Origin of the sequence: Crystallibacter degradans (assembly GCF_012952295.1) — a bacterium.
Taxonomy (GTDB): domain Bacteria; phylum Actinomycetota; class Actinomycetes; order Actinomycetales; family Micrococcaceae; genus Crystallibacter; species Crystallibacter degradans.
Window position 1 is genome coordinate 170,496 of the sequence record NZ_JABBCH010000003.1, and the last position, 14,084, is coordinate 184,579.

A 14,084-nucleotide genomic window follows, 5' to 3' on the forward strand; every position below is an offset into this window, starting at 1 on the left:
GGGACCGTGGCCACACAAAGCATCACCACAGAACTCGATTGAGCTATGGGCGGTGATGATCCGAGAGGCCTGTTGACACAAGTCCGGCGCTGTTCCAATCCCTTGGCAGGACTTCCCGCCATAACTTTGCTGGCTGCCTCACGGCAGTCTGTATGGCGTTTTCTCAGCCGGCGCTCCCAAAATGAAAACTGTCCGCGTTATGCGGACCCTACACACCATCAGACGCGTTTTCCGCGTCGAAATAAGGGAATACCGGAGTGGGGGATGTATCCAGTGTACGGTACGCTGCAACTTCTCTGCGCCCGAATGCACGACGGCGGCCGGTGACCTTGGGCACAGCCGGTTTCAGAGGGCATCGAGAGTCTGTTCCGCCCATGCAATCCACGCCTCTTCGAACATGATGCCGGCAGTCAGCACTGCGCGCTGAAGTTCATTGCCACGGCCCCAGTCCCCGCGCTCATCGAGCTGCTGGTAGGTGGCAAGCTGCCCGCGGTGCAGCTGGAGGTGGCGTTCCAGTTCGTCCGCGATCGAGGGATCGCCGAGCACCGAGGCGGCGCGCAGCCTGATCATCAGTGCCTCCCGGACCGGCCGGGGGTCCTGCTGTTCGGCCGTCCACCGCTGCAGCTCCCGGCACCCTTCGCTGAGCACCTCGTAGTCCTTGGCCCTGCCCCGGCTCGAATCGCGGCCGGTGGAGCGGATCATCCCGTCTTCCTCCAGCCGGCCGAGCTCGCGGTAGATCTGCTGGTGCGTGGCCGGCCAGAAGAACCCGAAGGACTTGTCGAAACGGCGCGCCAGCTCCGCCCCGGAGCCGGGCTGTTCCAGCAGCGCGGTCAGAATGGCGTGCGGTAGGGACATCAGATGGCCGCCGCCAGCCGGGTGCCCTGGTTGATGGCGCGTTTGGCATCGAGCTCGGCCGCCACGTCCGCTCCCCCGATCAGGTGGACCGCCTGTCCGGCTGCCTCCAGTTCCGCCTGCAGCTCGCGCTGCGGCTCCTGGCCGGTGCACAACACCACTGTATCCACGGGGAGCACCTGGTCGGTGCCGTCCACGCTGAAGTGCAGTCCGCCGTCGTCAATTTTTCGGTAGGTGACGCCGGGAATCATGGTGACGTCCTTGGCCTTGAGCTCGGCCCGGTGGATCCAGCCGGTCGTCTTGCCCAGGCCGGCGCCGATCTTGCTGTTCTTGCGCTGGAGCAGGTAGATCTTGCGCCCAGGCTTGGGCGGGCGCGGCCGGGCCAGGCCGCCCGGCGTTCCGTAGTGCGGGTCGATGCCCCAGTGCTCGTAAAACAGCTCCGGCTCCAGTGTGGCGCTCGGTCCGGACTGCGTGAGGTACTCGGCGACGTCGAAGCCGATGCCGCCGGCGCCCAGGACGGCGACACTGTTGCCCACCGGCTTCTTTTCGCGCAGCACGTCCAGGTAGCCCAGCACCGAGGGATGGTCCAGGCCCTCGATTCCGGGGAGCCGGGGCAGCACACCGGTGGCGAGGATGACCTCGTCGAAGTCCTCGGCAAGCAGGTCTTGTGCGGTGGCTTTCGTATTGAGCCGCAGTTCGATGCCGCACAGTTCAAGCTGGCGGCCGAAGTACCTGATGGTCTCGTGGAACTCTTCCTTACCCGGGATCTGTTTGGCCAGATTGAACTGCCCGCCGATCTCGCCGGCGGCCTCGAAGACGGTGATCCGGTGGCCGCGCTCGGACGCCGCGACGGCGAACCCCAGGCCCGCGGGACCGGCGCCGACCACGGCGACCTTCTTCTTCTCCGCGGCCGGTTCCAGGAGGATCTCGGTCTCGTGGCAGGCCCGCGGATTGACCAGGCAGGAGGTGACCTTCCCGACGAAGGTGTGGTCCAGGCAGGCTTGGTTGCAGGCGATGCAGGTGTTGATCTCATCCGACGTCCCGCGCGAGGCCTTGAGCACAAAGGCCGGATCTGCCAGCAGCGGGCGGGCCATCGAAACCATGTCGGCGCAGCCGTCCGCCAGCAATTGTTCGGCGACCTCAGGGGTGTTGATGCGGTTGGTGGTGATGAGCGGGATGCCGAGCTGGCCCATCAGCTTCCGGGTCACCCAGGCGAATGCGCCGCGCGGAACGGACGTGGCGATGGTGGGGACCCGGGCCTCGTGCCAGCCGATTCCGGTATTGATCAGCGTAGCGCCGGCGGCCTCGATCCCGTGGGCCAGTTCGAGCACCTCTTCGAAGCTGGATCCGCCCTCCACCAGGTCCAGCATGGAAAGCCGGTAGATGATGATGAAGTCCGTGCCGACCCGTTCGCGCGTCCGGCGGACGATCTCTAGCGGAAAGCGGATCCGGTTGCGGTAGGAGCCGCCCCAGCCGTCGGTGCGGTGGTTGGTCCGCGCCGCGATGAATTCGTTGATCAGGTAGCCTTCGCTGCCCATGATTTCGACGCCGTCATAGCCCGCCGATTGAGCTAGTGCGGCGGCGTTGGCGAAGTCCTCGATTGTCTCTTCGATCTCCGCCGGAGCCAGCTCGCGGGGAACATGGACATTGATCGGTGCTTGTTCGGCGCTCGGCGCCACCAGATCCGGATGGTAGGCGTAGCGCCCGCTATGCAGCAGCTGCATCGCGATCCGCCCGCCGTTCTCATGCACGGCCCGCGTTACGGTGCGGTGCTGCTCCGCCTCGGCCGCCGTGGTCATCTTTGCGCCGCCGGCCAGCGGACGCCCGGCCTCGTTGGGCGAAATGCCACCGGTGACTATCAGGCCCACTCCCCCGCGGGCCCGTTCGGCATAGAAGGCCGCCATCCGTTCAAAGCCGTGGGGCAACTCTTCCAGGCCCACGTGCATGGAGCCCATCAGGACCCGGTTGGGCAGCGTGGTGAAGCCAAGGTCCAGCGGCTCAAGCAACCGGGGGAAGGCAGACGATGTCACTATGCACTCCTTTGCACAACTAGTTGCATAAAGACTAGGGTGCCGGACGCCTCCCGGCAATAGCGGCGGGTCAGCCGCGGCGCAGGGCCAGTTTGACCGCCTTGTTGACGTTGCCGTCGATGCTGATTTCACCGGCCGCTTCCGAGTACAGCAGAGCCTGAGCCTGGGCCTTGTCCAGCGCGCCGAAAACGTCTGCCACGCTCACGCCGTGCCCGGGACGGAAAACCACTTCAATACTGTCGCCGGATGCGATTTCCCCGGCCTGAACCACTTTGCAGTAAGCGCCGGGCAGCCCCTTGCGCAGGAAACGCTTGGCCCAGCCCGGTTCTGCCATGTGCCGTTCAAAGGTGGCGCAGGGAATCCGCGGCATGGTCACTTCGGCGATGACCTTGCTGCCGATCCGCCACCGTTCCCCCACCAGCGCCTGGCTGACCGGCAGGCCCTGGGTACGCAGGTTTTCGCCGAACAGACCGGCCGGCACGTCGCGCCCGAGCTCGGCCGCCCACTGCTCCGCGTCTTCCTCGGCATAGGCGTAAAGCGCCTTCAGTTCGCCGCCGTGGTGCTTGCGGTCCGCCTGCACATCCGTCCGCAGCCCGAGCTGGTGTACCAGGACAGGGCCTTCCACCGGCAGCTTGTCGATGGCGGTCACGCCGACAATGCTCTCGTCGGGCTTCAGGGCATGGACAGAGCACACGGCAAGCAGCAATCCGGAAGTCATTGCCCCAGTTTAGGGCCGTTGCCACCGCGGGTTTTGTTCGCAGACCGGCCCCGGGCGCCAGCAGGGGTGTGGCCACGGCCTGGTGGTCAGTAGGGTGTACCCATGGAAATACTGGAAGAGTTATTCGGCACGTGGGGCAACGAACTGTGGACCTGGGTGGTGCTCCCTGTCCTAGCGGTTCTCGGAATCTACTTCACCGTCCGCTCAGGCGTGGTGCAACTGCGCCTGCTCCCGGCCATGTTCAAGACGCTGACGGATAAGGCCTTGGTCAACGAGGACGGCTCGCGCAAATCGATCTCCTCTTTTCAGGCTTTTACCGTTTCGGCTGCATCCCGGGTGGGCGTGGGCAACGTGGCCGGCGTGGCCACGGCCATTGCGGTTGGCGGCCCCGGCGCCGTCTTCTGGATGTGGACCATGGCGTTCGTCGGCGGTGCCTCCAGTTTTGTCGAATCCACCTTGGCCCAGCTGTACAAAGTGCGGACCAAGGACGGCTACCGCGGCGGCCCCGCTTACTACATGGAGCGCGGCCTGAAGAAGCGCTGGATGGGCATCATCTTCGCGGTTATCCTCATCATCTGCTTCCCCTTCGCGTTCAGCTCCCTGCAGGCCAACACCATTTCCCAATCGGTGGCCGGGGCTTTCGGCGCCGAAGCGGTCACCCCCATCTTTGGCTGGACCGTTGGCCTGGTGCTGGCACTGCTCACTGCACTGGTGGTCTTCGGCGGTATCCGACGCATCGCCCATGTCACGGAAGCCCTGGTCCCCGCCATGGCGCTGCTCTACGTGCTCCTTGGCCTGGTCATCGTCGGCATGAACCTTGAGCGCGTACCCGACGTCCTGGGCGCGATCTTCGGCGAGGCTTTCAACTTCCAATCGGCCATCGGCGGCGGCCTGGGCACGGTGATCATGCAGGGCGTGAAACGCGGCATGTTCTCCAACGAAGCTGGCCTCGGCTCGGCTCCCAACGCCGGTGCCACTGCGTCCGTCACCCACCCGGTCAAGCAGGGGCTGGTCCAGACCCTCGGGGTCTACTTCGACACTTTCCTGGTCTGCTCAATCACCGCGTTCATCATTCTGTGCACGGTAGAGAACCCGGTCGGAGCGTCGCAGGGAATCGAGCTCACCCAGACCGCCATCACCTCGCAGCTGGGTTCCTGGGCAAGCATCATGCTGGCGGTCATCATTTTCATGCTCGCTTTCAGCTCCATCATCGGCAACTACTACTACGGGGAAACCAACATCGGATTCATCACCGATCACGAAACCGTCCTGATGATGTACCGGACGCTGGCCACTGCGGCAGTCTTCCTCGGCTCCATCGCTTCGGCCGGGCTGATCTGGAACCTCGCCGACGGCATCATGGGGCTGATGGCGCTAACCAACCTGATCGCCATCGGGCTGCTCTCCGGCGTCGCCTTCCGGCTACTCAAGCACTACACCGCCCAATCCAGGCAGGGCGTTGACCCGGTCTTCACCGCAGACGACATGCCGGATCTGGACGGAGTCGAATGCTGGAGCCCCGAGGACGTCACCAACCACGAGGTTTCGGTCCCCACCAGGCGTTAAGGACCTGCTTCGCAACCAACGACGGCGGTGCCGGACTTCCAAAAGTCCGGCACCGCCGTCGTCGTTAAGGGTTTTAAAGCGCTAGATCTGTTTGAACGCCTGCTCCAGATCCGCGATCAGATCTTCGGTGTCCTCGATGCCCACTGAGAGGCGGATCAGGTTGGCTGGGACTTCCAGCTCCGTACCCTTCACTGAAGCGTGCGTCATCTCTGCCGGGTAGTTGACCAGGGACTCGATGCCGCCCAGCGACTCCGCCAGCGTGAAGATCGTGGTGTTTTCGGCAACCTTGCGGGCCGCTGCCTCGCCGCCGTTGAAGGAGACCGAGACCATGCCGCCAAAGCCGCGCATCTGCTTCTTCGCCAGCTCGTGGTCGGGATGGTCCGGCAGGCCCGGGTAGTAGACGGCTTCTACCTCCGGCCGGCCCTGCAGCCATTCGGCCACGGCCTGTGCATTGGCCGAGTGCCGGTCCATGCGCACGCCCAGCGTCTTCAGGCCGCGGGTGGTCAGGAACGCGTCCAGCGGTGCGGACACCGCCCCCACGGCGAACTGGATGAAGCCGATCTTCTCGGCCAGTTCGTCGTCGTTGAGCACCACGGCACCGCCAACCACGTCCGAGTGGCCGCCGATGTACTTGGTGGTCGAGTGCACCACGATGTCCGCGCCGAGCGCCAGCGGGTTCTGCAGGTACGGCGAAGCGAAGGTATTGTCGACCACCAGCAGCGCGCCGGCGCCGTGCGCAACCTCGGCGAGCGCGGCGATGTCAGTAACCTTCATCATCGGGTTGGACGGGGTTTCCACCCAGACAAACCGGGTCTTGTTCCCGTTCACGGCCGCCGCCACGGCGGACTCGTCGGACATATCCACCACCGTATGGCCCACGCCCCAGTCCCCGAGCACCCGGTTGATCAGGCGGTAGGTGCCGCCATAGGCATCGTTGCCTAGCACGATGTGTTCGCCCGGGACCAGCAGCGCGCGGATCAGCGAATCCTCGGCGGCAAGGCCGGAGGCGAAGGAAAACGCGTGCTTGCCGCCCTCCACCGCCGCCAGCTGCTCCTGCAGCGAATCACGCGTGGGGTTGGTGCCGCGCCCGTACTCGTAGCCGTCGCGCAGGCCGCCGATCCCGTCCTGCGCATAGGTGGAGCTGAAATGGACGGGCGGAACAACCGCCCCGGTCCGGGGTTCGAAGGCCTGGCCGCCGTGCACGGCGCGGGTGTTGAAGCCTTGGTTCTTCTCTGCAGTCATGGAAATCTCCTTCAGCTCGTCAGGTAGGTCAACAGGTCGTGGCGGGTCAGCACGCCGATGGGGGCGCCGACAAAGGTCACCATCAGCGCATTGTTGGACTGGAGTTTTTCGCGGGCGGCGGAGATGGATTCCAGCGAGCCGATCAGCGGCATCGGTTCGCCCATGTGGTCGCCGATCTTGTCGGTCAGCTTGGCTTCGCCCTTGAACAGCTGGGCCGTCAGGGTGCGCTCATCCACCGAGCCGAGCACCTCGCCCATCACCACGGGCGGTTCCTGCGAGAAGACCGGCAGCGTGGAGACGCCGTACTCGTTCATGATCTCGATGACGTCGCGGACCGATTCGGTGGGGTGGGTATGGACCAGTTCTGGCAGGCGTCCGGCCTTGCCCTTGAGCACCTCGCCCACCGTGGCCTCTTCACCGCCGGCAATGAAGCCGTAGGACTTCATCCATTCGTCATTGAAGATCTTTCCCAGGTAACCGCGGCCGGAGTCCGGCAGAATAACAACGACGACGTCGTCCGGTCCCAGCTCCCGGGCCACCTTCAGCGCGGCGACCACGGCCATGCCGGAGGAGCCGCCGACCAGCAGTCCCTCTTCCTGGGCCAGCCTGCGGGTCATGGCGAAGGACTCGGCGTCGTTGACGGCGATGACCTCATCCGGCACGGACTTGTCGTAGTTCGCCGGCCACATGTCTTCGCCGACGCCCTCCACGAAATAGGGGCGTCCGGTGCCGCCGGAATAGACGGAGCCTTCCGGGTCCGCGCCGATGATCCGGACCGGACCCGAAGCGCGGTCCGCCGAGACCTCTTTGAGGTAGCGGCCGGTGCCGGTGATGGTGCCCCCGGTGCCGGCACCGATGACCACATGCGAGACCAGCCCGTCCGTGTCCCGCCAGATCTCCGGGCCGGTGGTTTCGTAGTGGCTCAGCGGAGCCGCCGGGTTGGAGAACTGGTCCGGCTTGTACGCGCCTTCCACTTCCCGGACCAGCCGGTCTGACACGCCGTAGTAGGACTCCGGGCTGTCCGGTGCCACGGCCGTGGGCGTGACAACCACTTCGGCGCCGTAGGCCTTGAGCACGTCGCGCTTCTCCACCCCCACCTTGTCCGGGGTGACGAAAATGGACTTGTAGCCCTTCTGCTGTGCCACGAGCGCCAGGCCCACGCCGGTGTTGCCGCTGGTGGGTTCCACCACGGTTCCGCCGGGCTTGAGCAGTCCGTCCTGCTCCGCGGTTTCAACCATCTTGACCGCGATCCGGTCCTTGATAGACCCGCCCGGGTTGAAATACTCCACTTTGGCCAGCACGGTGGCGCTGATGCCTTCGGTCACATTGTTGAGTTTGACCAGCGGCGTATTCCCGATCAGGTCCAGTACAGAATTGGCAAACTTCATGCGCCCAAATCTACCGGCCCGTCCACAACGGTCATAGCCGGAACGAAACCCGGCGACTCAACCCGGCCGTCCTGCCATCCCCGGCGCGTGCGACCATGGATATGTGCCTTCCACGTTTGCCGCCACCGCTGCCCCGACCGCAGATGCTGCGGCAGCGGTGGAACTTCCTGCCGGCTACGATCTGCGCGGCACCCTGGGCATCATTCCCCGCGGCAAGCAGGACCCCACCTTTCAAACCACGCACGACGGTGCGTGGCTGGCTTTCGCTACTGCCCAAGGCCCGGTGACGCTGCGCCTGGCCAGCGAGGACACCGGCCCCAATGCCGGCGCCGATCCAACCGTCATCCGGGCCCTCGCGTGGGGTCCCGGCGCCGAGGTGGCCCTGCCCGGGTTGCCGGCCCTGCTGGGGGCAGATGACGACTGGACAGCCTTCGACCGGACAGCGTTCCAGGCCACGCTCCCGAAGCTGGTCGCCGAACCGCGACGGCGGTATCGAGGCCTGCGGCTGCCTAGTACCAGACGCATCCTGGACGCCCTGGTGCCAGTGGTGCTGGAGCAGAAAATCACCACCATCGAAGCCCGCTATTCCTGGCGGTATCTGGTGAGCAAGTACGGTACGCCTGCCCCGGGACCGGCGCCGGCAGGACTGAAGGTCGCCCCGTCCGCGGCGCAATGGCGGCGTGTCCCTTCCTGGGACTGGCACCGCGCCGGTGTGGATGCCAAGCGCTCCGCCACCATTCTTCGCGCCTGCAATGTTGCTTCCGGCCTGGAGCGGCTGGCCACCCTTGCCCCGGGGCCGGAGCTGACGGCGAAGCTGTGTTCTGTGCCGGGCATCGGTCCGTGGAGCGCAGCCGAGATCGCGCAGCGTACCCATGGCGATCCGGATTCGGTCTCAGTTGGAGACTTCCATCTGGCCGCCTTCGTCGGCTACGCCCTGACCGGAAAGAAAACGGACGACGCCGGGATGCTGGCTTTGCTTGAGCCCTGGCGCGGGCACCGGCAGCGGGTGGTGCGGATGCTCTACCTCAGCGGTTTCCGCAAACCGGCTTTCGGTCCGCGGCTGGCCCCGCAGGACCACCGCTTCCACTGATCAAGCCAAAAAAGCTCCCCGCCGTATCGGAACGGCGGGGAGCTTTAATTGTCGCGGGAGCAGCGTACTACTCGGCGTCGGCCTGCTGGGCCTGCTGTTGCTGGGCTGCCACCTGGGCGTGGACTTCCTTCATGTCCAGGCCCTTGACGGCATCCACCAATTCGGTGAACTGGCCCGAATTCAGGGCGCCGGGCTGCGAAAAAACAAGGACCTTCTCGCGGAACGCCATCAGGGTGGGGATCGAGGTGATGCCGGCTGCGGCGGCGAGGCCCTGCTCGGCCTCGGTGTCTACCTTCGCGAAGACAATATCCTCGTGCTGTTCGGAGACTGAATCGTATACGGGGGCAAACTGCTTGCATGGGCCGCACCAATCAGCCCAGAAGTCGACGAACACAATGTCGTTCTCTTCAATGGTCTGGGGGAACTGGGCTTCGGTGATATTAATCGTTGCCATGCTTCCACGCTAACGGGGTCAGCCGAATATGTCGCCCCCTGTTCGCTCAGCGCATGAGCGCTGGTGCCCGGCACCCGGATCGTGCACGTGTTTTCCACAGGTCTGCCGCTTCCCTACCCGCCGCCTCGGGTGCCGCCTAATCTCGGTTTCGACGGATCAACCACAATCGAAGGAGCAACCGATGGAACGCCAAACTGCACTGATCCTGACCGAGGGTTCGACTATCGATGACGCGGTCGTTCTCAGCACGGCCCTGATTGATGAACTGGTGGAGGAGTTGCCCTTCGGCCACGATCCGTCCAGGACCGAGCTCTATGCCGTTGGCCGGGCCGCCTCGCTGAGGTCCAAGCTGGACTTACCCAGGGGCAACGCTGGCGATGATCCGTACGAGACCATCAACGGCAAGCTGCACCACATTTGGTGCCGCGGCAGCTGGTATACACCAGGAAGCTGTCCGCCCGCACCTGCAGACAATAACGGCGCCTCCGCCTGGAAATGGCTGCACTTCAACCTGATGCATGTGGTGGACGCGGACGCCACCTGCTTCCTCTGGGACATCTACCCGCTCGCCCGGGCGGAGGCCGCTTGAAGCCGCCTCCGCTGCCCGCCAGCTAGCGGCGGTTTTCCGGACGCGGATCGGCCGGCGGTGCTGGCTCCGACGGTACGGGAGGCGGAGCCCAGTCCAGGATGGCGGGAACACTTACCGCGGAGTCGCAGTCAACCTGCTTCGCCTCGGGCTGCTCCTCCTCCCTGGGCTCCTCCTTGTCCTCATCCTTGTCCTTGTCGTCGGAGTCTTCCGGCTCGGGCTTGGGCTTCGGTTTGGGCTGCTCCGCCGCCCTCCGGTTGTCAGCCTCGCACTGGGCCAGCGCGTTTACGTAGGACCGCTCGGCGTTCTCCTGGTCACGGAAGAACTGTGCTCGTACGCCCAGGGCGCTTTCATACGCCGCGTAGGAAACCCAGTACGCATCCCATTCTGCACCGATGGCCGCCCAGGCCTTGTTGACCTCGCGGACTTCCTTGGCATAGCCCTTGTAATCGTCGGCGGCCTGGCCGTACTTGTCGTACGCCGTCCAGTAGTCGAGCACGCTTTGCTGCCACTGCTGGGTCCCGGCGGCCAGCTTCTTGCTGGCTTCCTGACGCCGTTCGGTATTCGTCTGCTCTGCTGCCTGGGCGTCGAAAACCATGGGGCCCATCCCGGTGAACGCCCAGCCGCAGCCGGGTCCCTGCTTGTCCTCTGCCAGAATCCTGATGCTGGTTTCGGTAACGGCAGCCTTTGCCGGGCTCTTCGGCGGCTCCGGAACGTCCATCCGTTTGGGCATCGGCGGCCATACCGCGTAATAGGGATCAGCGGCAGGCTGGACGTATTCAACCTTGATCTCCGGGCCCGGCAGCGGAACGGCTTCGATCCCGGACGCGGCGGGCACCGAGGGCAACGGCACGTCCCTGACCGCAACTTTGTCCTTGACCGTGTACGGCTTGTATCCAGCGGCGGACCAGGGCGAGCGCGAGGCATCCGCGGCCACTGATTTCTGGTCGACACAGACGTCTTTGAGCCCGCCGGCAAGATGCTCGTCCAGTTGCCTCGCGATCCGGCTCAGCGGAGCATCCGGCGCACCCACCAGAAAGGCAAGCACATCTCCACGGCGGAAGGAGACTACCTGGGCGGCGTTGCTGCCTTTATAGGTAAAGACACGATGCGCTTCCACGCCTGGATCTTTCCCGCCGACTTTGCTCTCGTTGACTGCGACGGCGCTTCCGGCACACGACTGCGCCTCCTTAACCTGCTGCCGCATGACCTCGGCGCCAAGTCCCGCGGTGTAGGCGGCAGTAACAACCTGGACACGATCGCCGTCGACGCTGAACAGCCGCGACAGGGCTACCGACGGGGCCGTGTCGTTGACGGCGCAGGAGTACGGCACCGGCTGCGACGCCGAGCGCTGCAGCGTACCGGAAGGCCGCCAGCCCTTCGGCGGCTCCGCCAATGCGCCTGACAGCACTTTTTCCGCCGGCATGTCCCGGATCTCGGCGAAGACCGGTTTGGCTGCAGTGCTTTCTGATGCCTTTTCCTCAACGGAAACCTGTTCGGAGGCAGCAAAAGGCATTCCGGACAGATACAGCGCGCAGAGACCGCTCCCTGCGACAGCCGTCAGTGCCACGGCACCGGCTGCCAGTGCCATGCCTGGGCGCTTTTCGAATACAGACACGATGGCTCCTCAACTGCTATTCGGCCGGGACACTGATCGAGGTATCGCTGTCGGCGCTCAAAGTGATCGCCACTTCCTGCCGGTACTTTAAGGAGCTGCCCGGGGTCGGTGTCTGCGCAGTGACCATATCCGGGGTGTACAGGGGATTCTCCTTGGCCGGCTCCTTATTAATCACGGGCGTCAGGTTGTTCCGCAGCAGCACCGTGATAGCTTCGTCGACCTTCAGGCCGCGGACGTCGGGAATGGCTTTAGCGGTAACTGTCCCTACGCCAACGGGCGCCGAATCGGGCAGCGGAACCGCCGGCAGGCCCTTGTGTGCACCTTCCATCGTGGCCTTCCAAACGGGCCCGGCCACCTCGGAACCGGTGAGATCGTAGAAGGTGGTCCCGTAGGCGTCGACTTCGTCGAGTGGATACTGGCCGCCGCCGCGCGGGTCGCCGAGCCATACGGCTGTCGAGAACTGAGGCGTCATTCCCACAATCCAGTTGGCGGAGAAATCGTTGGTGGTGCCCGTCTTGGCTCCGGCCTCGCGCCCCTTGAGCTTGCCCATTCCGGAGAGAGTGCCGCCAGACTTGAACGGCTCCTTCAGAGCGTCTGCGACCGTATCGGCAACGCCCGGATCAATCCCCTGATGGCAGTCGGCATCGGGAACCGGGATCTTCTCGCCGGTATCGCTGCGGACCCCGGCGATCACTGTCACGGGTTTGCACACCACACCGCCGCTGACGAACGAGGCATAGGCGTTGGCCATTTCCAGCGGCGAAATCTCATACGCACCCAGGGCCAATGATGCTTCCCGGCCGCTGAGCTTATCCGTGGGCAGAGACGTCACTCCCAGCATTTCGGCAAACTTGGCCACATCCACCACCCCGGTCTCTTCGATCAGCCGCACAAAATACACGTTGATGGACTTGCGGATGGCCTCGTAGGCGTCGACGCTGCCGTGGTTGATGTATCCGTAGTTATGGAATCCCTCCACCGGATCATCCAGCGACGGCGAGTAGTACGGTCCGTTCGCCGAGTAACGCTGCGAGGCCGGAACCCCCTGGCTGAGGGCCGTGCCCAGCACAATCGGCTTCATCGAGGAGCCGACCTGGAACTCGCTGGTGGCGTAAACCACCTCGGTGGCGCCCTTGCCCTTCCCCCACTTCCGGTTCTGGGTGATGGCAGCAACGTGGCCCGTTCCCGGTTCAACGACGGCGACGCCGAGGGCGGCCCGGTTCTTGTCGCCCAGTGCTTTCGTCACCGCTTTCCGGGACGACTCCATTGCCTGCCGGTCCAATCCCGTCGTCAGGGTCATCCCGCCGCGGGACAAGCGGTCAGCCCTTTGCTCGGGTGTGGTTCCGAAGGCCGGATTGGTCAGAATTTCCTCTCGGACCAGGTGGCAGTAGAACGGATACTCCGAGTCGCCGCAGCTGGAGGGAACAGATCCGCGTTCAAGACCTAGCGGCGATTCCCGCGCGGTATCCGCTTCTTCGGCGGTGATCGTTCCTCGGCGCTCCAGCACGGAGATCACGGTGTTCCGCCGCATCGTCGCCGCTTCCGGATGGACCACGGGATCATAAACCGCAGGCCCCTTGAGCATGCCGACCAGCAACGCTGATTGCGTCAGGTTGAGTTTGGACGCCGAAGTGTTGAAGTAGATCCGGGCGGCCGCCTCGATGCCGTAGGCGCGGTTGCCGAAATACACCGCGTTGACGTACATCTTCAGGATCTCGTCCTTGCTCAACTGCTGTTCGAGCCGGACCGCATACTTCGACTCGCGGATCTTCGCGTTGTAGGTGTCCCCCACCGCGACCGATTCTTCGGTTTCGTCACGGGCGTTGTTGACCAGGATGTTCTGGACCAACTGCTGGGTGAGGGTCGAGGCACCTTGTTGGCTGGAGTTAACGGCATTGTTCACGAATGCCCGCGTAATGCCGTACGGATCCACACCGTTGTGCTCGTAGAAGCGTGCGTCTTCGGTATCGATCAGCGTCTCGAGGAACGTCGGTGACACATCTTCGACGTCGATGTCGATCCGGTTCTCGCTGTAGAAGCGGGCGAACTCCTTGCCGTCCTTGTCCAGCAGCACAGTGTGCTGGGGCAATGAGCGCTCCAGCGGCAGATCCTCGGGTAGTTCCTCCCAGAGGCTCACCAGAGTGTTCGCTCCCGCCGAGACCGCAACGGCTCCCGGCGCGACCAGCGTCCCTGCGCTTAGCGCTACAACCGCCACGGCTCCGGCCCACACGGCCAGGCGTGCCGGCCAGGCACGTTCCTTCTCCGGATAACCCGACCGAGCAGACCCCATGAGTTCATGGAGACTTGTCAATGCCGCGTTTTTTCGTCCCATCTAGTACTCCTGACGACTGCTAACGCAGATCTGGCAAGACCACGTCACTGTGGCCACCGGCGAGCGGTATGTACAGAGTACGTCCTCGCACACCGTGCACAAGGGAATGTTGCCGCAGTGTTGTAAGACGTCCGAAATGTGACGTAATTGACATCTGGGACATATGAGACAGAGGGAAGTCGGCCCGATGGATCGTTAAGTGAAGATC

The 14,084-nt window shown here is 64.4% G+C and carries 11 protein-coding genes; 3 read left to right on the top strand and 8 right to left on the bottom strand.

Annotated features, from left to right (window positions below; translation table 11 throughout):
- Positions 1-345: 345 nt before the first annotated feature.
- The 3 genes from HGO92_RS07465 to HGO92_RS07475 form a co-directional block, all read right to left on the bottom strand.
- Positions 346-855, bottom strand: coding sequence for a PadR family transcriptional regulator (locus HGO92_RS07465; RefSeq protein WP_169993358.1), 510 nt, complete (start codon positions 853-855; stop codon positions 346-348).
- On the bottom strand, positions 855-2,882 hold the full coding sequence (locus HGO92_RS07470; protein WP_169993360.1) for an oxidoreductase: 2,028 nt from the start codon (positions 2,880-2,882) through the stop codon (positions 855-857). The genes HGO92_RS07465 and HGO92_RS07470 overlap by 1 nt, the downstream gene beginning before the upstream one ends.
- 70 nt (positions 2,883-2,952) lie before the next feature.
- Positions 2,953-3,600 carry an MOSC domain-containing protein gene (locus tag HGO92_RS07475; protein WP_169993362.1) on the bottom strand — a complete coding sequence of 216 codons (648 nt, stop codon included), beginning with the start codon at positions 3,598-3,600 and terminating at the stop codon, positions 2,953-2,955.
- Positions 3,601-3,702: 102 nt separating this feature from the next.
- On the opposite strand from HGO92_RS07475, the gene HGO92_RS07480 reads away from it, so the two are divergent.
- Complete coding sequence (locus HGO92_RS07480) at positions 3,703-5,166, top strand: alanine/glycine:cation symporter family protein (RefSeq protein WP_169993364.1); 1,464 nt, start codon at positions 3,703-3,705, stop codon at positions 5,164-5,166.
- An 81-nt stretch (positions 5,167-5,247) separates the two neighbouring features.
- Here HGO92_RS07480 and HGO92_RS07485 read toward each other — a convergent pair whose 3' ends face one another.
- Positions 5,248-6,408: a cystathionine gamma-synthase gene (locus HGO92_RS07485; RefSeq protein ID WP_169993366.1), complete on the bottom strand. Its 1,161-nt coding sequence runs from the start codon at positions 6,406-6,408 to the stop codon at positions 5,248-5,250.
- An 11-nt stretch (positions 6,409-6,419) separates the two neighbouring features.
- Positions 6,420-7,796 carry a cystathionine beta-synthase gene (locus HGO92_RS07490; RefSeq protein WP_074701218.1) on the bottom strand — a complete coding sequence of 459 codons (1,377 nt, stop codon included), beginning with the start codon at positions 7,794-7,796 and terminating at the stop codon, positions 6,420-6,422.
- 103 nt (positions 7,797-7,899) lie between these two features.
- Between HGO92_RS07490 and HGO92_RS07495 the strand changes: the two genes are divergently transcribed.
- The gene (locus HGO92_RS07495; RefSeq protein WP_169993368.1) at positions 7,900-8,886 is read left to right on the top strand and encodes a DNA-3-methyladenine glycosylase family protein; all 987 of its coding nucleotides are present in this window, start codon (positions 7,900-7,902) and stop codon (positions 8,884-8,886) included.
- A gap of 67 nt (positions 8,887-8,953) precedes the next feature.
- Here the strand turns inward: HGO92_RS07495 and HGO92_RS07500 are convergent, their stop codons facing one another.
- The gene (locus HGO92_RS07500) at positions 8,954-9,340 is read right to left on the bottom strand and encodes a thioredoxin family protein (protein ID WP_169993370.1); all 387 of its coding nucleotides are present in this window, start codon (positions 9,338-9,340) and stop codon (positions 8,954-8,956) included.
- 181 nt (positions 9,341-9,521) lie between these two features.
- Between HGO92_RS07500 and HGO92_RS07505 the strand changes: the two genes are divergently transcribed.
- Positions 9,522-9,929, top strand: coding sequence for a hypothetical protein (locus HGO92_RS07505; protein ID WP_169993372.1), 408 nt, complete (start codon positions 9,522-9,524; stop codon positions 9,927-9,929).
- A gap of 22 nt (positions 9,930-9,951) precedes the next feature.
- Here the strand turns inward: HGO92_RS07505 and HGO92_RS07510 are convergent, their stop codons facing one another.
- Positions 9,952-11,544, bottom strand: a complete 1,593-nt coding sequence (locus HGO92_RS07510) for a hypothetical protein (RefSeq protein ID WP_169993374.1) — start codon at positions 11,542-11,544, stop codon at positions 9,952-9,954.
- Between the two features lie 16 nt (positions 11,545-11,560).
- Positions 11,561-13,876 (bottom strand): penicillin-binding protein, encoded by a 2,316-nt coding sequence (locus HGO92_RS07515; RefSeq protein WP_240974482.1) that lies wholly within the window; start codon positions 13,874-13,876, stop codon positions 11,561-11,563.
- Positions 13,877-14,084 lie beyond the last annotated feature (208 nt).

Excerpts from the sequence above, each read along its gene's own strand:
- HGO92_RS07505 (WP_169993372.1), top strand. The coding sequence starts at position 9,522 with ATGGAACGCCAAACTGCACTGATCCTGACCGAGGGTTCGACTATCGAT.
- HGO92_RS07480 (WP_169993364.1), top strand. The coding sequence starts at position 3,703 with ATGGAAATACTGGAAGAGTTATTCGGCACGTGGGGCAACGAACTGTGG.
- HGO92_RS07500 (WP_169993370.1), bottom strand. The coding sequence starts at position 9,340 with ATGGCAACGATTAATATCACCGAAGCCCAGTTCCCCCAGACCATTGAA.
- HGO92_RS07465 (WP_169993358.1), bottom strand. The coding sequence starts at position 855 with ATGTCCCTACCGCACGCCATTCTGACCGCGCTGCTGGAACAGCCCGGC.
- HGO92_RS07515 (WP_240974482.1), bottom strand. The coding sequence starts at position 13,876 with ATGGGACGAAAAAACGCGGCATTGACAAGTCTCCATGAACTCATGGGG.
- HGO92_RS07490 (WP_074701218.1), bottom strand. The coding sequence starts at position 7,796 with ATGAAGTTTGCCAATTCTGTACTGGACCTGATCGGGAATACGCCGCTG.
- HGO92_RS07475 (WP_169993362.1), bottom strand. The coding sequence starts at position 3,600 with ATGACTTCCGGATTGCTGCTTGCCGTGTGCTCTGTCCATGCCCTGAAG.
- HGO92_RS07485 (WP_169993366.1), bottom strand. The coding sequence starts at position 6,408 with ATGACTGCAGAGAAGAACCAAGGCTTCAACACCCGCGCCGTGCACGGC.